Source organism: Thioalkalivibrio sp. AKL19 (assembly GCF_000420165.1).
Lineage (GTDB): Bacteria > Pseudomonadota > Gammaproteobacteria > Ectothiorhodospirales > Ectothiorhodospiraceae > Thioalkalivibrio.
In genome coordinates this window covers 82305-105277 of record NZ_ATUK01000013.1, presented here as the reverse complement: position 1 = coordinate 105277, position 22973 = coordinate 82305, and the positions used below count along the sequence as shown (strand labels likewise).

At 66.6% G+C, this 22973-nt stretch carries 12 protein-coding genes; 7 read left to right on the top strand and 5 right to left on the bottom strand.

Annotation, left to right across the window (positions count from 1 at the left end; all coding sequences use genetic code 11):
* Positions 1-2: 2 nt before the first annotated feature.
* The 4 genes from cbiB to F817_RS13780 all read right to left on the bottom strand — a co-directional run bounded on the left by cbiB (position 3) and on the right by F817_RS13780 (position 13945).
* Entirely contained in the window at positions 3-905 is a 903-nt protein-coding gene (gene cbiB, locus F817_RS0108705; protein WP_024327284.1) for an adenosylcobinamide-phosphate synthase CbiB, read from the bottom strand.
* Positions 902-1663, bottom strand: a complete 762-nt coding sequence (bluB, locus tag F817_RS0108700; RefSeq protein WP_024327283.1) for a 5,6-dimethylbenzimidazole synthase — start codon at positions 1661-1663, stop codon at positions 902-904. The genes cbiB and bluB overlap by 4 nt, the downstream gene beginning before the upstream one ends.
* A gap of 263 nt (positions 1664-1926) precedes the next feature.
* A complete protein-coding gene (rrtA, locus tag F817_RS0108695) occupies positions 1927-2538 on the bottom strand; it encodes a rhombosortase (RefSeq protein WP_231369399.1) in 612 nt (203 codons plus the stop codon).
* Positions 2539-2803: 265 nt separating this feature from the next.
* Complete coding sequence (locus F817_RS13780) at positions 2804-13945, bottom strand: glycine-rich domain-containing protein (protein WP_024327281.1); 11142 nt, start codon at positions 13943-13945, stop codon at positions 2804-2806.
* A gap of 240 nt (positions 13946-14185) precedes the next feature.
* On the opposite strand from F817_RS13780, the gene F817_RS0108685 reads away from it, so the two are divergent.
* The 7 genes from F817_RS0108685 to F817_RS0108655 all read left to right on the top strand — a co-directional run bounded on the left by F817_RS0108685 (position 14186) and on the right by F817_RS0108655 (position 21181).
* Complete coding sequence (locus tag F817_RS0108685) at positions 14186-14917, top strand: response regulator transcription factor (protein ID WP_024327280.1); 732 nt, start codon at positions 14186-14188, stop codon at positions 14915-14917.
* Positions 14918-14922: 5 nt separating this feature from the next.
* On the top strand, positions 14923-16869 hold the full coding sequence (locus F817_RS0108680) for a sensor histidine kinase (protein WP_024327279.1): 1947 nt from the start codon (positions 14923-14925) through the stop codon (positions 16867-16869).
* Positions 16870-17124: 255 nt separating this feature from the next.
* Positions 17125-18033, top strand: coding sequence for a cobalamin-binding protein (locus tag F817_RS0108675; protein WP_029681074.1), 909 nt, complete (start codon positions 17125-17127; stop codon positions 18031-18033).
* A gap of 6 nt (positions 18034-18039) precedes the next feature.
* Positions 18040-19011 (top strand): iron ABC transporter permease, encoded by a 972-nt coding sequence (locus tag F817_RS0108670; protein ID WP_024327277.1) that lies wholly within the window; start codon positions 18040-18042, stop codon positions 19009-19011.
* Positions 19011-19877: an ABC transporter ATP-binding protein gene (locus F817_RS0108665; RefSeq protein WP_024327276.1), complete on the top strand. Its 867-nt coding sequence runs from the start codon at positions 19011-19013 to the stop codon at positions 19875-19877. Before F817_RS0108670 ends, F817_RS0108665 begins: the two co-directional genes overlap by 1 nt.
* A gap of 4 nt (positions 19878-19881) precedes the next feature.
* Entirely contained in the window at positions 19882-20247 is a 366-nt protein-coding gene (locus F817_RS0108660; RefSeq protein WP_024327275.1) for a hypothetical protein, read from the top strand.
* Between the two features lie 85 nt (positions 20248-20332).
* Positions 20333-21181, top strand: coding sequence for a pirin family protein (locus F817_RS0108655; protein ID WP_024327274.1), 849 nt, complete (start codon positions 20333-20335; stop codon positions 21179-21181).
* 268 nt (positions 21182-21449) lie between these two features.
* Here F817_RS0108655 and glpK read toward each other — a convergent pair whose 3' ends face one another.
* Positions 21450-22970: a glycerol kinase GlpK gene (gene glpK / locus F817_RS0108650; RefSeq protein ID WP_024327273.1), complete on the bottom strand. Its 1521-nt coding sequence runs from the start codon at positions 22968-22970 to the stop codon at positions 21450-21452.
* Between the last annotated feature and the right edge of the window lie 3 nt (positions 22971-22973).

Sequence of the window (22973 nt, the reverse complement as noted above, 5' to 3'; positions counted from 1 at the left end):
CCTCAGAACAGGACAACGACAATCACCCCGGCCACAATGAAGGCCATCCAGATGGCCAGCGCACGATCCAGCAGCGCAACCGCCTGGCGAATGCCTGCCGCGTCGGGCATGCGGCCCATCCCCAGGCGGGGTCGCCACTCGCGCTGCCCGCCATAGGGTGCCGCCCCCCCCAGGACCACGCCCAGCGCACCCGCCCCCGCGGCCATCACCGGCCCCGCATTCGGGCTCTTCCAGCCGGCGGCCTGCTCGCGCCAGCACTGCAGCGCGTCCCGGCCGCGCCCGGCCAGGGCATAGCCCAGTGCCGTCAGGCGGGCCGGGATCAGGTTCATGGCATCGTCCAGGCGCGCGGCGGCCCAGCCAAACGAGCGAAACCGGTCATTGCGGTAGCCCCACATCGCGTCCAGCGTGTTCACCATGCGATAGGCCACCACGCCCGGCGCACCGGCCACCAGGAACCAGAAGATCGTGGCGAACAGCGCGTCGTTGCCGTTCTCCAGCACCGACTCGATGGTCGCGCCACTCACCCCGCGTTCGTCCAGGGCCGCCGTGTCGCGGCTGACCAGCATGCCGACACCGGTGCGCGCGCCAGACAGGTCATCCTTTTCCAGGGCCTCGGCCACCACCTCCGCATGCTCGCCCAGGCTGCGCCAGCCAATCGCCAGCGTCAGGATCGCCAGCGTCAGAAGCCAGCCCCAGGCCAGCGAGGTGCCCAGTGCGGCCAGCACCACCCAGGGCAGGACCAGCGCCGCGAGAAGGAGCGCTCCGCGTACACGACTGGGCGCATGCCAGCGGGATTCGGCCCAGGCGGCCAGGCGGCCGAATCCGGCCAGCGGATGGAACCGCCGTGGGTCGCCAAACAGTCGGTCCAGGATCAGGGCGCCGATCAGGATCAGAAAGGTGCTCATGCCGGGCCGCGCCCGGATGCCCCATCCGGACCCGTGACGGATTCCCGCGCATCCGGGGACTCGGCCAGCTCGCACGGCGCGCCCCAGCGATCCTGGAAGACCAGGTCTTCCAGGGGGCGCCGGGTATCCCAGCCCGCCGTCTCCAGCATCGGCCGGTCATAGAAGCGCTCCACATGCCCCAGGCACAGCACCGCGATCGGGTACCCGCCTTCGGGCATGTCCAGCCGATCGGCCAGCCAGTCCGGATCGAACAGGGAGACCCAGCCCATGCCCAGGCCCTCGGCGCGGGCGGCCAGCCACAGGTTCTGGATCGCACAGGCGGCGGAACAGAGGTCCATCTCGGGGAGCGTCCGCCGGCCGAGCACGTAGCGCTCGCGGCCATCGGTCAGGGCCACGACCAGCAGCTCGCCCGCCTCGCGGATGCCCTCCAGCTTCAGGCGATGCACCTCCGCCGCGCGCTCGCCACAGGCCTCCGCGGTGCGGGTCTGTTCGTCCGCCGCATGGGCGTGGAGCGCCTCGCGCACCGCCGGGTCGGTAATGCGCAGGAAACGCCAGGGCTGCATATAGCCCACGCTCGGCGCGCGATGCGCCGCCTCGAGCAGCCGCCGCAGGATCTCGGCGTCCACCGGATCCGGGCGAAAATGCCGCATGTCCCGGCGCTCGTTGATCGCGCGATAAACCGCGGCGACCTCGTCCGGCGAGAAGTCTGTCCGGGACGCGGCACCGGGATCGGCGGATGGACGGGTATTGCAGGACATGCGAAGGCGGCTCCCGGCTGCGGGCAAGATGGGCGCAAGGGTTCAGCGGGGGCCCGGACACCGCTCAGCCGTACCCACGCGTGCCCGGACGGGAAAGCGGGATGATACGCGTTCCCCTCCCCCCTCTCCAGTGACCCCGCCACGTGGACCGGGAACCGCAGAACTCTGGCTGCGCCCAGGCACCTGGCATACGATTGGGACGGGCGAACGAACCAGCGCGGCGCCATGTACCGGCGCAACCACCCGAACCAGCACGCGCCTCCTCAGGCTTCTCCGGCACGGCGGGCCGCCTGACGCGCCGTGCACCAGACGGCCGGTGCGCCGATCAGCAGCCCGGCAAGCGCTCCATAGCGGTGGGATTCCACGACAACCGGGCCTCCCAGCCAGTCGCTCGCCCCCGCGACCCCGACACCTGGTTGCAGGGCCTCCAGCGCCAACTTGGCCAGTAACAGCAGCAATGCACCCGCGCCGATCAGGGGGCTGTGGCGAAGCGCCGCGAGTGCCCCGGCCGCCAGCAATCCGTGCAGCAGTCCGGAAAGCCCGACATACCAGAGAACTTCGGGATGGAAGACCATCAGGGCCGCGGACTGGCTCAAGGCGATCACCAACAGCACGGCAAGCCACCCGGCCAAGGGCAGCATCCGTCCGAAGAGATGCCACACGAGAAACAGCCCCGCCAGATTCAGGGCCAGGTGTCGCCAACCCAGATGCACCCAGTGCCCCGTGACCAACCGCCACACCTCACCGTTGATCACCGCCGGCCGCTCGTACTGCATCACGGCGCCGACCATCTCGCCCGACAGAGCAATCAGCAGGGCCGGTAGCGCAACCAGGAAGGGGAACAACTGCCAGCGGAGAGACCGTTTCAGCGTCACAAACTCGAACCCTCTGAACCCGTTCCGCCCGGACCGGTTACGACCGCCCCGGGGTCGCGGCGGGACGGCAACGGCGCCCAATGCATCCCGGTCCCGCGTTGCACCCCGAAGCGTTCAGTAAGGGGCGAGCAGCATGACGATCGGTCTGGACGCCACACCCCACGCCGGTCTCGAAAGACATGGAGCCCCACGCGGACGCCGATCAATCAGCGTGTCTCAACTGGATCGGCGTTTTGCTGGAATCGAACGCCGGCGCCACAAGGTGTCAGTAGCGCCGGACCAGACCAATGCCGAAGAAGTCGTGATCCGATCCGTCACTGCGATAGCGATCCACCGACAGTCGGGAGGACCAGCGCTCGTTCCAGTGCCAGGACGCGCCGGCACCGATCACGCCCGACGTGCCGTACACCGTATGGCGTTCCCGCTCGCTGCCTACGCGCAGGTTGTAGCGGGCCTGCCAGTGCCAGACACCCGCACGGGCAAACACATCGATGCGCTCGTGGACCGCCCAGCGCGCCGTTCCCACCAGCTCCAGGCCCCGCCCCGAAGTCGGCCGGATACCCTCCAGGTCATCCACCTCGAGCCCGGCATCCACGTCCCGGAATCTCGTGGTGATCTCGCCCAGATCCGTATAACCACCCTCCAGTCCGAAATGCTCGGTAAAGTGGTACCCACCGAACAACCGCCACGCCCCACGCGTACGGTCACTGACCCGGGCGCTACCCGCAATCCCCGCACGTTCCATGTCGTCGGTCACGCTCGCTGAACTGACCCCGCCGGTGCGCGCATACCCGAGTTGACCCCCAACGTACCAGGGGTGGACCTCGTCGTCCGAGCCACCGCCGGCCTGGACGGTCATGGGTACCAGTAGCAGACCCGGGACCAACAGTGCGGCTCCACCGATCGCTCCCGGGGACAGGCGCCGCCGGACACCCCGGCCACGACCCACGCGAGCGGCCAGTAGCAAGCCTGCGAGACCCACGATCAGCCAGCCACCGAAGGCGCCGCCACCCCCACTGGTCAGCTTGGCATCCTCATCGCCTCCGGCGCCCGCAGGCACCGCCAACGTACCCGGGTCGGCAATCACCCCGTTCGGGTCATTGCCGCTCAGGTCATTGGGACCCCCATCCTCGAGAATCAACCGTACACAGTGGTAGCCCTCGTTCAGGCCCGCCTCCCAGCGGTCGGAACCTGGCCAGGGGCACGCGTCTCCGCTGCGTGCCGCCGAATGCAGACGATTGGCGTCGTCCTGGACAAAATCCTTCCAGCCATCAGCACCGTGCCACTTGCGCCACGTGGCATCCGCCGGAATGGACTCGTCGTCCGCCAACGGGATCACCACGGGCACCGATTGCCCCGGATGCTGCAGATCGAAGACCTCGAAATCGACCAGGTACCCCAGGTGCTCGAAATCCGGATCATCGCGGTTCAGGGCCAGATTGCCGCCACCGTCGTGCAGATCATCCGAGTTAATGCCGGTGCCGAAACGACCCGCGTCCCAGGAAACCCGCTCCGAGGTCTGACCCATGCGAACGCTATAGCCTTCCGGCGTAGCGAGCATCACCTCGCGATCACTGCTCACGCAGTGGCCAGCGCCGACCCGGCGGAACGTACCCTCCGGACAGATGGGCAGGCGATGGGCTTCGTCCCGGTCGCGAATGGCCTCCTGATACTCATCCGGAATGGTTTCGACCACGCGCAGGCGACCCAGCGCCGCCCCACGCCGCGCGCCATCGGTGACCGTGACCTGGAAGCCATGGCCGTCCCCGGCCAACTGTTCCAGCCCATTAGCGTCATCCGTGATGATGATCGTGTGACCACCATTGCCACTGAAACCGAGATTCGGATCGCTCCCGTTCCAGTCGTAGGAATAAGTGCCGGCATCCCCCGGGGTCACCGACAGGGTGACATCACCCTCCCCGACCTGAACCACGCCATCCGCGATTTCCTCGGCTGCGCCTCCAGTGCCCTGCTCGATGGTCACCCGCACCGACAGCGGGATCTCCTGTGCAGAGCGCAACTCGATGACGTGCTCCGCCGGATCGCCCAGGACGGCGTGCTCGGGCCCGTCGCCCTGAGTGAGGGTGATGCCGATGATCCCGGTAGTCGCATCCGGCGTCACCTTCAGGGGACGAATCCGCTCGTGCTCTCCGTCTTCGAACTTGAACTCACCCTCTGTCAGTAGCCCCGCCCCACCATTTTCGGTTTCCAGGCCCTCCGACTCGCCGATGAGATAAACCCCGGAGAGGGTGTACGGAACCACCACCGGATACTGCCCTGGCGTGCCTTCCAGCACGGCCCGGATTTCGACCTCCTCGCCGTCGGTGCCGAACTGGCGCGTACTGCTGAAGGCCACCTGCGGGCGCACCTCGAACTCGATGGAAAAGGTGTACGCCCCATCTTCGAACTGAAGCGTGTAGTGTCCGCCACGGCTTGCCTGGAAGACGTAGTAGCTCTCGTCATCCACGCGCAGGATCGTGGCACCGCCATCGGGGTCGGTCAGCAGAACCGGCCCGGTGGCCGTTCCGAGGTCGTGCGTATCTTCACCCCGTGACACGGTCCCGGAAGGCGTGACGTCGCCAAACGGCACACGGAAACGTACCGGCTCACCGGTAGCGATGCTCTGATCGTCCAGCAGATTGCCCGCTTCGTCGTAGATGCCGGGCGCCTCATCGTCGATACGCACCTCACCTTCGATTTGACCGGCAATATCGCCAACGTTTTCTCCCGTCCCGGTCACGCCGCCCTCGACGTGAGTGCCGTCCAACTCGCTGTTAGCAATAACGCCGCCTACGCCGCCCACGTGGTCATTCCCATCGACATCGCCGCTCACCGTGGAGCCACTGATGCTGCTGTCGTTGACCTCACCGCCGATACCGCCGACGTAGTCCTGGCCCTCGACATTACCTTCAATGGCGACGTTGTCGACGCTGCTGTCGTTCACCTCGCCGCCGACGCCACCGACATGGTCGCCGCTACCGGTGACATCACCCGTAACAGTCGTGTCGGTAACGGTGCTGCCGTCAAGCTCACCACCGATACCGCCGACGTAATCCCGACCCTCCACGTGGCCGGTGACGGTGGTATCGCTGATGGTGCTGTTGCTGACCTGCCCACCGATACCACCAACGTAGTCACGGCCCTTCACCTCACCATCCATGGTGATGTGGTTCAGCTCGGCATGGTCGATGGTGCCAGCCAGGCCGCCGATGATGTCGTTATCACCTCTATCGATGCGGCTTGCATCGTCGATGGTGACGTTGTCGATACGGGCCGGGTTGCCCTCCTCGCCGGCGATACGATTGGCGAGCAGGCCGGAGCCCCCATCGGCATCGTCATTGACGCTGCCTTCGATAGTCAGGTCCGCCACCTCGGCACCGGGTCCGATTGCGTCGAACAGCGGCTTGCCGTCAAGACCTTTGATGCTGCGGACAACCCCGTCGTCGCTGCTGGTCAGTGAGCCGGTGAACGGCTCGGCCTCGCTGCCGATGGGCTGCCAGTCGACGCCGTCCAGATCGATGTCACCCATCAGGACGTAGTGGGCGGTCGGATCGTCGCCGATCAACGCCAATTGTTCGGGGGTGGCGATCTCATAGGGGCTCTCCGGCGTACCGTCACCGCCCGCAAAGGGGTAGATCACCCAGGTCTGACCACCGGCGCCGGCCTCCTGCCAGCTCAGGCGCGGGTAGCCCGGTTCGACCTCACCCGACACCCCGATGTCCCAATCGTCCTTGAAGGTGGCCAGGGTCGCCAGCTCGGTCGAGGTCCGGCCATAGCCCGCATCCCCCATGCCGTTGCTGTTGACGGTGCTGTCGAAGTAGGCGTGTTCAACGGTAACGCTGCCGCCCTCGCTGCCCAGCAGGCCGCCGATAGGGGCGCTGCCCTGCACCGAGCCGCTGGCGTAGCTGCGGCTCAGCGTGCTGCTGCCACCGAGGCTGCCGATCAGGCCGCCGACGGTCTGGCTGCCGCCGTCGCCGATCGCGCCGGTGGCATAGCTATCCACCACGCTGCCGTCCCAGACCTCGCCGACCAGGCCGCCCAGGTGGCTGGTACCACTGACGTTGCCGGTGGCCAGGGAGGCCTCGACCCCGCCCTTCCAGATGTAGCCGACCAGGCCGCCCTGGTGGCTGACACCGGAGACGGTGCCGGAGGCGGAGGCATTGCGCACGGTGACCTCGCCCTCGATCAGGCCGATGAGACCGCCGGCGTTGCCGTTCTGGGTGGTGACATCGCCTTGGGCGTGGACGTTCTCTACGATGATGGCATCACCCGACTGGACGAGGTCACCGAACAGGCCGCCGCTGTTGCCAAGGGCGGTGCTCTCCTTGACCACCGCCACATTGGTAGAGGCATCGACCACGGATCCACCGGTAACCAGACCGATGAGCCCACCTGTATTGCGCAGATCACCTTCCACACGACCCGTCGCGCGGACACCCTCGATGGTGCCCCAGGAACGGGCCGCCAGGGAGCCGGTCTGGTCGCCGCCGACGATGTCGACATCGGCCAGGGTCAGATCCTTGACCACGGCGTCGGTGCCCAGCTCGGCGAAGAGGCCGATATTGGACTCGCCTGCCCGATCGATGTGCAGACCGGTGATGGTTTTGTCATTGCCGTCCAGCTGTCCGGTGAAGTTGGGGATGGGCTGCCAGCCCTTGCCGTCGTGGGCGGCATCGGAGGCATAGTCTCCGTAGCCGGCAGAGGCTGTACCCAGATCGGCATCCAGCTGGTAGTGGGCATCCGGGTTGTTGCGGATGGCGTGCAGGTGCCCCCATTCGGTGATCAGGTAAGGATTGGCCTCGCTACCCAGGTTGGTTTCATCCACCGTGGCGCCGTCGGTGTTGCCCGTCAGCGTGGTGCTGCCGCTCTCGCTGCCGCCGATACCATCGACCTGCTGGTCACCGGTCACCTCACCATTGACGGTGTTGTCTTCGATGGTGCTGTCGGTGATGGCGCCACCGATGCCGCCGACCTCCTCGGTACCCTCGACACTGCCCTCTTCCGTCAGCTCGCTGTTCTTGACGGTGCTCTCGTCGATGCTGCCACCGATACCGCCGGTCTTCTTGTTGCCCTTGACCTTGCCCTTGACGGTGGCGTTATCGATTTCACTGTCATTGATGTCGCCACCGACGCCGCCGGTCTCGTCGCCACCGGTGACATCACCATTGACCTCGACATCGCTGACCTTACAACCGTCAATGCCGCCACCGACACCACCAGTCTTGTTGCCACCGGAGACGTTGCCGTCAACGCGGATGGTATCCAGCACGCAGTTGGCGTTGTCGGAGCGATTGATCTGGCCGCCGACACCGCCGACGTTGCTGCCTTCGCCCTGCACCCCGCCATTGACCTTGACATTCGTCAGAGTGCTGCCGTCGATCTGGCCACCGACACCACCCACGTAGTCGTGGCCCGCGACATCGCCATTGACGGTGGAGTACTCGATGCCGTTGTCGGCAGGGGTGCCGCCGACACCGCTGATGTCGCTGTCGGCAATGGTGCCGCCGACGCCGCCGACATAGTTGCCGCTGCCGGTGACATTGGCGTCGATGGTCACGCCATCGATCGTGGCGTGCTCGATGGTGCCCGCCAGGCCGCCGACGAAGCTGCCACCGCTGATGGAGCTGTCGTTGTCGATGGTGACATTGCGGATGACGGCCTTCTCGTCCTCGCTGCCCTCGATGGCGTTGGCCAGCAGACCGGCGTAGTCACCGGCGTCGCTGTTGACACTTTTCTGGATGTTCACGTCCGAGACCTCGGCGCCGGGGCCGATCACATCGAACAGCGGCTGACCGTCAAGGTCGCTGACATTCACCTGTTCGCCATCGGCGCTCTTCAATGAGCCAGTGAACGGCTCCTCGGCACTGCCGATGGGCTGCCAGTCGACATCTTTCAGGCCAATATCGCCGGTCAGCGCGTAGTGGGCATCGCTGCCGCCACCCAGCGCAGTACCAATGAGCCCGAATTCCTCCGCATCGGTGACCTGCCACGGGTCGGCCTTGGTGCCATTGCCGTCCAATACAACCGGGGTCACCGTGACGGACTCGGAGTGTTCTCCCTCCATACCATTGGCGTTGGAGGCGGTGACCTGGAAGGTGTACTCCTCGGCCGCCATGCCTCCGTCAACCTCGACCACGCAGCCGAGGGGTTCGTAGACGTCATCGAGCCGACACCACGGCCCGTCTTCCTCCAGAACCGTTGCCCGGGTCCGTTCGTCGTCTTCGTCGGTAAGGAATTGCTGCCAGGAGCGGATCACCGGGTACTCGACCTCGGCGTCAGAACCCTTCTTGCCGTAGACAGTGAAATCGGCCAGGTCGACATCGTCCGCATTGTCGGGGAGGTCCCAACGCAGGGCCGCACGCTCGACACCGGCAAAGCCCTCCAGATTCCGTGGCGCATTCGGGGTCTCGTTGGCCTCCTGAAGGTCCACATCGACCTGATAGGTCTCCGAGTCGCGGTTGCCGCGATCGTCCTGGATGCCGACCTCCACCTCGTAGGTCCCCGACTCTTCGGGCTCGCCCTCGCGGAAGTGCAGCTCGTTGTCGTTGCGCAGCTCGAAGCGCTCCGCATCGGGGCCGGAGACGAAGAGTTCACCCTCGCCGTCGTAATCGATGGTTGCTACCAGGCTGTCATCCCCTTGGGTCCATTCGAAGGGCTCGGCACCGGCCTCGGTGGTGATGCTCGGGGGGTCCACGGCCTCACAGGTGCTGGCGGCCACGCGCAGTGAACTCAGCTCGTGGTAGTTGTGCGCTCCGCCGGTGGAGGCGGTCAACGACAGCCGGAACTGCTCGGGCAGTGTCCCCTGATTGAACTCATCGGCGAGCACGTTGACCTCGTCGACCAGGGTCTCGTACTCGTCGCTATCCGGCTTGGTGGCGCGCTGCACGGTGACGCGGATCACGCCCTCCACCGAATCGGTGGCGTCGATGAGCACCCGATAGCGGTGGCCGTTGTAGCTGCCGTCGAGCTTGGGCTGCAGGTTGGCCGGGGTGCCGGTCAGGTAGCGGTAGTCCGGCGCGGACCCGCGCAGGGAGACGGCGTTGCGGCGGAAGCCGGGGCCGCCAATGCGCCCTTCGTTACTGTTGGCGAAGTTGCCCCAGGAATCGATACCGATCCCCAACCAGCCGTCCTCAAAACCGTTGCCACCGGAGCGCTGGGCATAGCCCAGGGAGCCGCCCGGTGCCCCCACGGAGGGGTGTGCTTCATTCCAGTCGGAGAGCACCACGGCCAGGCCATCGGCACCGCTGCCGCCGTAGATATGGGCGACGAAGTCCAGCTCCACCCGGCCGGTGGAGGGGATCGGCACGTCCTTGGTGATGCCGGTGGCGCGGTTGCCGCCGACATCGGTGAGGCGCAGGCGGTGGTTGTTCGGATCACCGCCGATGCGCACGACCTGCGGGGTGTAGTTCTGGCTGGCGAGGATCTTCCAACCAGTGAGCACGCCGCTGTTGAAGTCGTCGTGGGCGTAGCAGACGTTCAGGCTGCCGTCGGCATCGGCCGAGGCGTCGGGGTACTGCCCCTCCTCGACCACGATCAGCGCACTGCCCTCGTCCACGCGCAGGGTGGAGCCGGGGGGCAGTTCGTCGTCCAGGCTGCAATCGACGCCCTGGCAGTAACTGATGCGCCCGTCGGGATGGACCCGTGTACGGGTGGTGACCCCATTGGTGGTGTTGACGCTGGAGATACTGCCATCGGGGTTGATGGTGCTATCGGTCTCGCCACCGTCGAACTGCACCGTGCTGGTCTGGCCATTGCTGCCATCCAGGGTGATGGCCCCGGAGGCGCTGTTGTCGGCGCCCTGGGTCACCCGCACGGTGTCGCCGTTCAGGTTGGTGTAGCTGGTGGTGACGCTACCGTCGTCATTGACCACTTCGGTGGCACCCGACGGGGCGCTCACGGTGACGTTAGAGACAGGCGTGATCGTCACCGAATGGGATTCGGCCCCGGTGCCACTGGCATTGGTGGCCGTCACTGTCACGGTGTATTCGGTACCGTTGCTCAGCCCGGTGACAGTGCAGCTGGTCTCCTGGCCGTTCGCGGTCTGACAGGTATGCGTATCGCCACCGTTGGTGGCCGTAACGCTGTAGTGGCTGATGGGGCTGGCGCCATCATCGGCCGCCGTCCAGCGCACCGTGGCCTGGGCGTTGCCCGGCTCCGCCGTTACCTCCTGCGGTACGCCCGGCACGGCAGCGACGGCCAGCGTCGCGATCCCTTGGGCAAGGAAGGCGCTGGGCTCATCGTGTTCCTCAATGGTGAGCTCGAAGTCGTAGCGACCGACATCGCCGCCGGGGGTCCATTCGACATTTTCAAGCGCCGTGCGTACGGCATCCGCCGTGCCGTGGAAGGCGATCTCCTGCTGCGCAGTAAAGCTGCCTCCCTCGGTTTGTGTCAGACCAGCAGTCGTAGTAACCGTAAGGGTGCCGCCATCCGCCGCAATACTAATGCCGACCTTGAGATCCGCCGTTGCCTCTTCAACCGCTGTCGGCAAGCCGATGCCGACAGACTGCTCAGCACCACCAGCCGCAGCGGTGAGCGAATCCACCGTCACGCCGTTGGTGGAGCGCAGGGTGGTGCTGCCGTTGCCGAAGTGGGCCTCGCTGGCCTCACCCGGCAGGCCGCCGAACTCGATCAGGTAGTTGTTAACGTCTTCTCGTCCAAGTACGAAATCGTACCAGTACTCAGGGCCCTGGCTATGTTCAGAATGCGTCCACTTGGTCGCGGCGTAGTGCTCGCCGCCATGATCGTTATTGGGCTCCGTGTCCGGCCAATTGGCGAAGCGCCCCGCCACGGTGTGGCCGGTTTCCTCATCCCCCGCCCAGAACTGGGTGCACGCCTCGGGCCCGGTGACCCAGTACCAGCGACCCTCGGCCTGATCACCGGCCTCGGGGTCAAAATCATCCCCCTGCGTGGTATAGACGTTTGAGCCACAGGCCTGCTCGATGGCGGCTCGGTGGTCGCTGGCACCGATCCAGAGATCCTCGGCGTCCACGCGCTCGGCGATGAAGTCATTCTCTTCCTGGCTGGTAATGGTGGCCAGGTAGCCGGTCATGCCGAACAACTCCTGTCCGGCGGCTGCATCCCGAGCATCGGTCCAGTTCTTGTCACTGGACTCCACCGGTTTGTAGTAGTGGCCGTTGTCCGGGTTGAAGAAGACGCCGTCGGACGCCTCGGTGACGCTCACCTCCAGCACCACGTCCTGGCGGTTGAGCGGCGCGGTCCACTCCAGGTGCTCTTTCAGCGCCGTGGTCACCGCCTCACGGCTGCCTTTGAAGCCGATGGTGCGCTCGCCGGTGAAGCTGTCGTAACCGTGCTCCCGCGTCAGCCCGGTCGTGCCGGTGATGCTCACCGTACCGCCCCCCTCGGGAACGCGGACGTAGGCGAGCAGTTTGTCGCCTGCCATCTCATCGAAGCCTTCGAGGGTGACCGGCACATGGACGGTCTCGCCGCCCTCGATGCGCGGCAACTCGGGCAGGCTCACCGTGCCCTGGTTGGGACGTTCGGGGACCGTCTCCGGCAGTGCATAGCGCACCACCACGATGCCGGAGCCGCCTGCACCGCCTTTGGTGTAGTCGCCGCTGCTTGCCTCACGCCCGATACCACCGCCACCGCCGCCGGTATTGGGTACGCCCGGCTCACCATCCTGGCCGTGCTCCGCGTCACCACGGCCGGCACCACCGCCGCCCAGGCCACCAAGCCCGCCGTCCGGGGCCTTTCCATCGGTGAGTCGTGCGGTAGCACCGCCACCGCCGCCACCAGCGTACCAGCGAGCCTCGCCAGTGATAGTGGAGAGCAGGCCCTGGCCACCATCACCACCACCACTGTCATTGATAGAGCCACGGATACCAGGCCCACCGGCACCGCCGCCACCACCACCGGCGGCCTCACCTCCACCTGTGGCAGTGGTTACATCACCGCCACCAAAGCCCTGCCCCGGCTCACCAGAACCGCCCTGGCTGGTACCATCACGCCCGGCACCACCGCCGCCAGAGCCACCTGTTTGACCATTATTGGCGCTCCAATCGGCACCACCGCCACCGCCCATGGCCTCGATCACACCAAAGACGGACGCCTGCCCGGACTGGCCCACCAGGTCGCTTCTTTCTGCAAGCACTGAATCATCCACCGAGCCACCGGCACCAACGGCAATCGTGTAGCTCTCACCAGGCTGTACGGCCTTGCTCCCCGTAAGGAAACCACCGGCACCGCCACCACCGGTGCCTTTGGAGTTCGCGTCGCCAGCCGGAGCGCTACCTGCCGCACCACCGCCGCCAAGCACCAGGTACTCGACCTCGGTGACGCCCTCGGGCACCACGAACTCGTGCGCCATCTCCGGATTGAGGAACTGGTGGACCACGAAAGTCTGGCCATTCTCCTCGATGGTGGTGGTCCGGGTATCCGCCGTATCAACGACCTCGAAGCGGACCTTCACCACGCCGGAGCCGCCGTCACCACCGTCGGTACCTTGGCTGACGCCCCAGAAACTGGTGCGGCCACCACCGCCGCCACCGCCACTTCCGGTATTGGTGGTGGCGTTCTGTCCTGACCAATCGTTATCGCCGTGGCCGCCAGTGCCTCCGCCTTCGGTACTCGGCCAAGTACCCCATCGGCCACCGCTGCCGCGACGGGCCTTGTTGTAGTTACCGCCACCGCCACCACCGGCGTAGGTACCTTCAAAAATCTCGGACTCCCTGCCTGCGCCACCATTGCCGCCGTGCTGGTTGCTGCCGGAACTACCGGCACCACCGGCACCACCGCCACCACCAGCGCCGGCACCGCCCGTAGTGCGCCCACCACGGCCACCGCTGTGGCCCTGCTCACCGGCGCTGGAACCTCCCGAGCCATAGCGGGTGCCACCCCCACCGGAGCCACCATAACGGCCGGTATAGCTGCTTCTGGGAAAGCCTCGTGCGCCACCACCGCCGCCGACGGCCTCGATCCTTTCGACACTGGATTCGATCCAGCTTGCACTGCCATCGCCCCCGGCCGAGGAGTCGGTTTGGTTATCCGGGCTGCCGCTGCCGCGGCTGCCGCCGCTGCCCACGTAAAGGTTCAAGGTGTCGGTCGGTCCGACCGCCATGGTGCCTTCGACGAAGCCGCCGGCACCGCCACCACCACCGGCATTGCCGTTGCCACCGCCACCACCACCACCGCCACCAACAGCGAGATACTCGATCTCGCTGATGGTGTGCTCATCGTCTTCCAGATACTCGGAGAGATTGAGCGCATGCGCGCCCGTGTCCGTGAATTCGCAGGTGTAGGTATTGCCGTCCTGGTCACAGGTCCCGTCCGCCTGCACCGCTCCCGCCACCAACGCCATGACGGCGCCAAGGACCAGGGGCGAATGCTTCAGCCCAAGGCCCAGAACCTGCGGCAGGGCATTCAGGGAACGGCGGGGACTGGCGGACATGGCAAATTCTCCCGTGCTGTCACGGTTTTTTTGAACTTCGTCACATTGGAACCGTCGCGGCCCTGCCCGTCCACTCACGGACTCTCACCATTCCTCTCATCACGGATCCGGAAGCAACGCCTGAACATTTGGCCAAGCGGCAGAAAGGTGTACTCTTTGGCCTCCAGCTAAACGGCCACACTGTGGTGTCTCATGACCGCAGGCCTCCCATCTGTAACCGACCAGGCGTTCAGTCGGATCATGCAAGACGCCCTCAATCCCAGCGAACCCAGCGCCATCCGTATCGCCATTGTCGAAGACGACGTGGATCAGAGCGCCAGCATGGCGGAGTACCTGGCCATGCAGGGCTGCACCGTATGGACGGAAGAAAGCGCGGCGGGCTTCTACCGCCAGTTGGTCGCCCAACCGGTGGATGTGGTGGTGCTGGACATCGGTCTGCCCGAGGAAGACGGCTTGAGTGTGGCGCGCCACGTCATGGAAACCGGTATCGGCATCATCATCGTGAGTGCGCGCTCACAGCTGAATGACCGCCTGGCAGGGCTTGAGGCGGGCGCCGATGTCTACCTGACCAAACCCGTCGACCTGCGGGAACTGGCCGCCCACGTCGAAGCCTTGTCCAGACGGCTGGCGGCCAGCAGCGGCCAGTCGGACGCCGGCCTCCGTGGGCCCGAACCCACCTGGCGCATACTCCGGGAAGGACGTTGCTTGTACTCACCGAATGGCCAGTGTGTGGATCTGACCCCCAACGAATTCGCCTTCCTGGAGTGTCTCGTCCACGGTGGCGGCAAGGTCTCGCGGCTCGATCTCGCCACCGTACTGAGCGATAACCCATCCCAGTTCCGCTTCCACCGCATCGATGTATTGATGAGTCGCCTGCGCAAGAAGGTCGAGTCGTGCACGGGCGATGCCCTGCCCCTGGCCACCGCCCCACGGCAACGGCTGGAGTTGACCCGGCCGTTCACGATGGATTGAGCCCGGTGCCCCGCATCCGCCCGGCCCTGCTGCTGACCCTGCTGCTCGCGCTTTTACCGGCCCCGTCGCTCCTCGCAGCCGCCGACGACGTTCGCGTCAAGGGTCTGGTAATGGGCGAAGACCCCAGTGGACAACTGGGTCCAGCGGAGGTGGCGGCCGGCGCCATCCCGCTCAGCCCCTTGCCGCTGGCGAAGGATCGCCACCGGCTTGGCGCCAGTGATTCCGCCTTCTGGCTGAAGCTGGAAGTGACCAACGATCGCCCCGAAGCGGTGTTGCGCTGGCTGGAGGTCGGTCAGGCGCGGCTGCGGGAGGTGACCTATCACGAACGCATTGATGGCCGCTGGGTCACCCGCCCCGGAGGCCGGGCCGTCCCCTTATCGGAACGGGAACTGCCGACCCTGACGCAGGTGTTTTCCGTGGACATCCCCGCGCATGCATCAAAGGAGCTGCTGGTCCGCGTCGCCAGCGACACGCCCATCGTGATCCACCCACAACTCCATGCCACCGCGGAGCTACTCGAAAGGGAACGCAGCGCCACGCGGCTGGAGTATTTCATGGCCGGCGCGGTCATCCTGATGCTGCTGTTCGGGGTGGTGATGTGGCTGATGCTGCGCGAGCCGGGCTTTCTGGTCTTCGGCTTGCTGAGCCTTGCCTTCCTCCTGTTCCGCTGGAGCATCAAGGGGATGGCCTTTCGCGAATTCTGGCCCGAATCCCCCGACTGGACCCGGCCGGCCATCGGCCTCTCGCTGTCGCTGGTGGGGATGCTGCTGCTGATCCTGCACCGCATCTTGCTGCGGACCCGCGAGCTGTTTCCGCGCATTGACCGGGTGTTGATCGGCCTGATCTTCAGTTTCGGCCTGATCGGCGTACTGTTCCTGTTCCTCCCCCATCGGCCGATGATGCATTTCCTCGCGCTGTGGGGGCTGAGCATCGCCCTGTTCAGCCCCGTTCTCGGGTACATGGCGTGGCGCAAGGGGGTGGTGCTGTGGGGCTACGCCTTCGCCGGCTACGTCCTGCCCTGGCAGGTCACCAAGCTGCTTTACTTTTCCAGCATCGGCTGGCTGCCCCGGGTACCCGCTGCGTTCTCCGAACCGGCCATGGCGATTTCGGTGTTACTGGCCTCGGTCATCGTCCTCGCCGGGCTGGGGGCACGCGTGGTCCTCGAGCGGCGCGAGCGCATGCGCAGCAAGGAAGAGAAGCGGGCTGAACTGGAACGGCTAGTAGACGAACGCACCACCGAGCTCGACACGGCCCGCCGGACGGCGGAGACCGCCCTGAGTGATCATCGCCAGTTTCTCGCCATGATCTCCCACGAGCTGCGCTCACCCATTGCCTCCATCGCTTCGGCCTGCACGGTGCTGGATGCCCAGCGCGAACAGGGCACCATTCCGCCCGCCAAAGTCCTGCAGCGAATCCGTCGCGCGGTCAACCGTATGACCGGCTTCATGGACAACCTGCTGACGGAAGACCGCTTCGAATCCGACGCCTGGAGGGTACGGGCGGAGAGTGTTGCCTCGCGGGCCTTTCTGGAAGAGGTGGTTGAACACGCTCGCCAATCCGTAACCCGCCACGAACTGTTACTGGACGTCGGGGCCATACCCAGTGAGATGACCTTCGACCCCGCCCTGGTCCGCGTGGCGCTCCTGAATCTCATCGACAACGCAGCCAAGGTCGCCCCCGAGGGCACGCAGATCACTGTCATCGCAGAGCCCGGTGGCTCCGATCGCGTGAATCTTAAGGTGGTCGACGCGGGACCGGGCCTGCAAAACGCTGCCCCGGAAAAGCTCTTCGAAAAATTCACCCGGGGCGACAACATGTCGCAGATCGCGGGGGTAGGAATGGGGCTCTACCTTGTGCGACGCATCGCGAGGCTCCATGGGGGGGATGCGAGCCTCATGGCCGGTCCTGACGGTGGTGCGAGCGCTTCCCTGACCCTCCCGATGAAATCGTAAAGCGCACACGGCAAGGCCGCGGCGCATCCGGGGCACCGCGGGTCAACGGCTCGCTCAGCCGCTTGTCACCAGTCCCAACGGGGAAGCGGCGTGCCCGCCGGGGCAGCTGTTATCATGACGCGCGCTGTCGGGACGGGCCGCCGGAGAGGCTGGATCCTCCGGCTGGGCATGCCACCGCCGAATATCGCCGGCGAACACCCGCGCCAGCCCCGCCCGCACCGTTGCCCGACCCTACGGAACCAAGGAACCTTTCGTATGTTATACCGTTCGAGACTGGTGCTGGCACTGCTCGCCACTTGCGCCCTCCTGGTGAGCCCGGCCAGCCATGCCGATACCGATGCCGTCTCGGTGACGGATGACACGGATCGGCAGGTACGCCTGGAAGCCCCGGCCACCCGCATCGTCAGCCTGGCCCCGCACATCACGGAGGTGCTGTTCGCCGTCGGCGCCGGGGACAAGCTGGTCGGGGTGACCCAGCACAGCGACTTCCCGCCGGAAGCGGAGAGGATCCCGCGCATCGGGGGCTACAGCCGCATCGACCTGGAACGCGTCGTACAGCTCGACCCGGACCTGGTAGTCGCCTGGCGCAGCGGCAACTCCGCCTCGCAGATCGAGCGCATGCGCGAACTCGGACTGAACGTCTACGTCTCCGAGCCCCGCAGCTTCGAGGGCGTCGCCTCCAGCATGCGCCGCATGGCCCGGCTTGCCGGTACCGAGGATCAGGGCCAGGTGGCCGTACAGGCCTTTCTCGACGAGATCGAAACCCTGCGTCTGGACTACGAGGACCGCGCTCCGGTACGCCTGTTCTACCAGGTCTGGGAACAGCCGCTGATGACCGTCAACGACGAGCATCTGATCAGCGAGGCGATCCGGCTGTGTGGCGGCGTGAACGTGTTCGGGCACCTGGATCGGCTGGTGCCGCGCATGGATCGCGAGGCGGTGATCGAGGCCGACCCGGAGGTGATCATCGGCGGCGGCATGGGCGAGGATCGCCCCGACTGGGTCCTCGCCTGGGAGCAGTGGGAGGACATGACGGCCGTGCAACGCGACAATCTGTACTTCATTCCGCCGTCGCTGCTTCAGCGTCATACCCCGCGCATCGCGGAAGGCACGCGGCTGATGTGCGAAGAGCTGGAACGCGCCCGCTCGCGCCGGACCGACTGATCCCCCGTGACCCGCTCCTTTCTCCTTGCCACTGCGGTGCTGCTGCCCGCGTCGCTGCTGGCGATCCTGATCGCGCTGGCCTTCGGCAGTGTCGCCATCGCGCCGGCCGATCTGCTCGCCGTCGTGGCGGGAGACGGGAGCCGGCTGCACGACACGCTGGTCCTGGAGCTGCGCCTTCCGCGCGCGCTGGCGGCCTTCGCGGCCGGCGGGCTGCTGGGGCTGGCGGGGGCCCTGATGCAGGTGCTGCTGCGCAACCCGCTGGCCGACCCCTATGTACTGGGCCTCTCCGGTGGTGCGTCCGTCGGGGCCCTCCTGGCCATGCTGGCCGGCCTGTCGATGTTCTCCGTTTCCCTGGCCGCATTCGCCGGGGCGCTGTTGTCCACGGTGATCGTATTCGGCCTGGCGCACGGCACCGGTAGCTGGACCCCGACGCGCCTGCTCCTGACCGGAGTGGTGGTGGCCGCGGGCTGGGGCGCCATGATCAGCTTCCTGCTGGCGGTCAGCCCCACGGCCGAGTTGCCGGGCATGCTCTACTGGCTGATGGGCGATGTCTCCCATGCCCGCAACCCCTACCCTGCCTGGATCGTGCTGGTACTGGTCGTGCTGCTGGCGCTGCCACTGGGCCGGACCTTGAACGTCCTCGCGCGCGGCCCGATGCAGGCGGCCGCGCTGGGCGTGGCCGTGCGGCCGGTGGAGTGGAGCATCTATATCGCGGCGGCGCTGATTACCGCGACCGCGGTGATGCAGGTTGGCGCGGTGGGCTTTGTCGGACTGATCGTGCCGCACATGCTGCGCCTGATCTTCGGTAACGACCAGCGCGTGATCCTGCCGGCATCGGCGCTGGGCGGCGGCATCCTGCTCACCCTGGCCGACACCCTGGCGCGGACCATGATCGCGCCCGAACAATTGCCCGTGGGCGTGATCACCGCAATGCTGGGGGTACCCGTGTTCCTGTTCCTGCTGTACCGGAGCCGCTGATGCCGCGCACGCCCCATTCCGCCCCCGCGACCCGCCAGCCCCACGACGACCCGGGCCCGGGCGCGCGCAGCGTCCATCAGAAGCCGGGCCCCGATACCCTGCTGGCCACGGACGACCTGGTGATCGACATCCCCGGACGCCCCCCCGGCGCGCCCCTGGAACTGACCGTCGACCCCGGGCAATGCTGGGGCATCCTCGGCCCCAATGGCGCCGGCAAGAGCACGCTGCTGCAAACCCTCGCCGGCCTGCGTGCCGCGCGCGCCGGACGCATCGATATCAAGGGGCAGGGCATTTCCACCCTGCCCCGGGCGGAACTCGCGCGCCGCCTGGGGCTCGTCTTCCAGACGCACCACGACGGCTTTCCCGCGACGGTTCTGGAAACCGCCCTGATCGGTCGCCACCCGTACCTGCGCCCCTGGGATATCGAGACCGCCGAGGACTACGCCCGCGCCCGGGCCGCGCTCGCGGAGATGGATCTCGCCGACCTGGAGGACCGCATGGTCGACACCCTGTCCGGGGGCGAACGCCAGCGCCTGGCGATCGCGACGGTCCTGACCCAGGACCCCAGTCTGCTGCTGCTGGACGAGCCCACCAGCCAGCTGGACCTCCACCATCAGGTGGCCGTTCTCAATCGCGTGCAGGCGATCGTCGCGCAGGAACACCGTGCCGCGGTCCTGGTCCTGCATGACGTGAATCTGGCCGCGCGATACTGCGACCACCTGCTCCTGCTGTTCCCGGACGGGCAGGCCTGCTGGGGCCCGACAGCCACCATGCTGGTGCCCAGCGCGCTGGAACGCCTGTACAACCAACCCCTGAGCGTCGGCGAGGTGGACGGCCTGCCCGTTTTCCTGCCGCGCAGCGAGTGACCCGATGGAGTTCTTCCGCACCCTGCCCGCCACGCTGGACGCCACTGGCCTGCAGCAGAGGCTGAATGTCCCCGCCCTGCCCGGCCTCAGCGATGCCATCGACACACTCGTCCAGGACGAAGGCCCGGATGCCGGCGTTGTCTACTGCCTGTGGGGCGAATTCCGGGTCCATCGGGAGCTGATCAACGGCGGCGTGCGCTTTTCCCTTCCGGAATGCCCCAATGGCCTCGCCTGGACGCTGACCACCGGTCACCCGCCGGAACCGCGGGCCGTCACCCTGCACCTGACCATCAATCGTCAGGAACACGATCCCGATTTCATCGAAAGCCTGGAGATGTTCGCCGATTCCTGGGCGCTTTCGGCCACCTGACAGAACGCCCCATGACGGGAAACGATGCAATTTTCTTTTCGTTTCATGGTCGGTATGGTGCAGATCTGTTGCGAAGGAGAACGCCATGAACCCGACACCGCCGGACAGCGTGAAGAACTCTCATCCCACCCAGGACGGGGCCGGGGTGAAGATTCGGCGCATCCATGATTTTAGTGGCGGGCTGGATCCCTTCCTGATGCTGGACGAACTGAAGGCCAGCGCGCGCGAGGACTACATCGGCGGCTTCCCCTCCCATCCGCATCGCGGTTTCGAGACACTGACCTACCTGGTCCATGGCGGCCTGACCCACGAGGACTCCATGGGCAACCAGGGCCGCGTCGAGGCCGGCGAGGCGCAGTGGATGAGCGCCGGCCGCGGCGTGATCCACTCCGAGATGCCGCTGCTGGATGCCGACGGCCTGCACGGCTTCCAGCTGTGGGTGAACCTGCCCGCCGCGCGCAAGATGGACCCGCCGCGCTACCGCGACGTGCGCGCGGACGCGATGCGTCACCTGCCGGAAGACGACGATTCGTTGCGCTTCAAGGCCATTGCCGGCTCCTGGCAGACCAGCGCCGGGGACACCGAAGGCGCGCTGCCGCAGATCGGCGAAGGCGCCGCCATGGCCGACCTCATGCTGCCCGCCGGCTATCGCCTGTCGCTCGCGGTCCAGCTTGAGGATCGCGTGCTGGCCTACGTGTTCGACGGCGAGCTGACCGGCCTGGCGACCGGCCAGATGGGCATCTGGCGCGGCCACACGCAGATCCACCTGATCGCGCAACAGGACGCGCGGGTACTGTTGTTCAAGGGCCGTCCGCTGGGCGAGCCGATCGCCCACTACGGCCCGTTCGTGATGAACACCTCCGAAGAGATCGAACAGGCCATCAGCGACTACCAGTCCGGCCAGCTCGCCGCCGAACCGGCCAGCATGGACTGACGCCCGGGGCCAAGCCGGGTCTGGCAGGGGCTTCGCCGCCGAGGCGGCTCCTACGGGTGACAGGGACCCGTCTGCCACCCGTTCGCCATGCGCCTGCCTGATGGGCAATGACCTTCAGACCTCCGTGCAGGATGGGATGAGCGCAGCGAATCCCATCTAGCGGCCTGGATGACCCTGAACATCGTCGCGAATCGGGTCCGTCCATGTAGGAGCCGCCTCGGCGGCGAAGCCCCTGCCCGCGCCGGAGCACCCACACGGTCCCACCCCGCTACAACGCCGGATCCCCCTCGTCCTCGCGCGCCCAGCCCATGGTGCGCTTCACCGCCTTCTTCCAGCCGCGGTAGTACCCTTCCCGGGTGGCCGCATCCATCTCCGGTTCGAACACCCGGTCCAGCCCAGTTTTTTGCGCCAGCTCGTCGCGGCTCCAGAACCCAACCGCCAGCCCCGCCAGCCAGGCGGCCCCCAGCGCCGTCGATTCGGTGACCGCCGGGCGCTCGACCCGCACCCCGAGCATGTCCGCCTGGAACTGCATCATCACGTTGTTCGCCACGGCCCCGCCATCGACCCGGAGGGCCTTCAGGGCGATCCCGGAATCCTGCTGCATCGCCTCGATCACATCCCGCGTCTGATAGGCGAGCGAATCCAGCGTGGCGCGCGTGATGTGCTCCTTGCGCGTGCCCCGGGTGAGTCCGAAGATGGCCCCACGGGCATACATGTCCCAGTACGGGGCCCCGAGCCCGGCGAACGCCGGCACCACGTAGACCCCGTCGGCGTCCGCCACCTTGCCCGCGTAGTACTCCGAATCCTCCGCGGAATCGATCAGGTGAAGCTCGTCGCGCAACCACTGGATCGCCGCCCCGGCAATGAAGATCGAGCCCTCCAGTGCGTACTCCACCCGGCCGTCCAGCGACCAGGCAACGGTCGTCAGCAGGCCGGAGCGTGATTCCACGGGCGCCTCGCCCGTGTTCATCAGGAGGAAACACCCCGTCCCGTAGGTGTTCTTGGCCATGCCGGGCTCGAAGCAGGCCTGGCCGAACAGGGCCGCGTGCTGATCTCCCGCCACCCCGGCAATCGGGACCTCCGCGCCGCCGAACATCTCGGCCCCGGTCACCCCGAGAACACCACTGGAATCGTGGACCTCCGGCAGCATTGCCCGGGGAATGCCGAACCGCTCCAGGAGCTCCGCATCCCACTCCAGGGTGTGAATATTGAACAGCTGGGTGCGCGCGGCGTTGGTCACGTCGGTCACGTGCCGCTCACCGCGGGTCAGGTTCCAGATCAGCCAGCTGTCCACCGTGCCGAAAGCCAGCTCGCCCCGCTCCGCCCGTTCCCGCGCCCCGTCCACGTGGTCGAGCAGCCAGCGCAGCTTGCTGGCGGAGAAATAGGCGTCCACGACCAGCCCCGTTCGCTCGCGGATCATCGCCTCGTGACCCGCCGCCTTCAGGTCGTCGCAGAACGATGCGGTGCGCCGGTCCTGCCATACGATGGCGTTGGCAATCGGTTCGCCCGTCGCCCGATCCCAGACCACCGTGGTCTCGCGCTGGTTGGTGATCCCGATCGCCGCGAGCCGGGACGGCTTGATGCCGCGGGTCTCCAGGACCTCGCGTGCCACGCCAATCTGTGTGCCCCAGATCTCCATGGCATCGTGTTCCACCCAGCCCGGCTTCGAGTAGATCTGGCGAAAGTCCTTCTGCGCCACACCCGCGATCGTGCCGGCTCGGTCAAACAGGATCGCCCGGCAACTGGTGGTTCCCTGATCCAGGGCCAGGATGTAACGCGAATCGCTCATGAC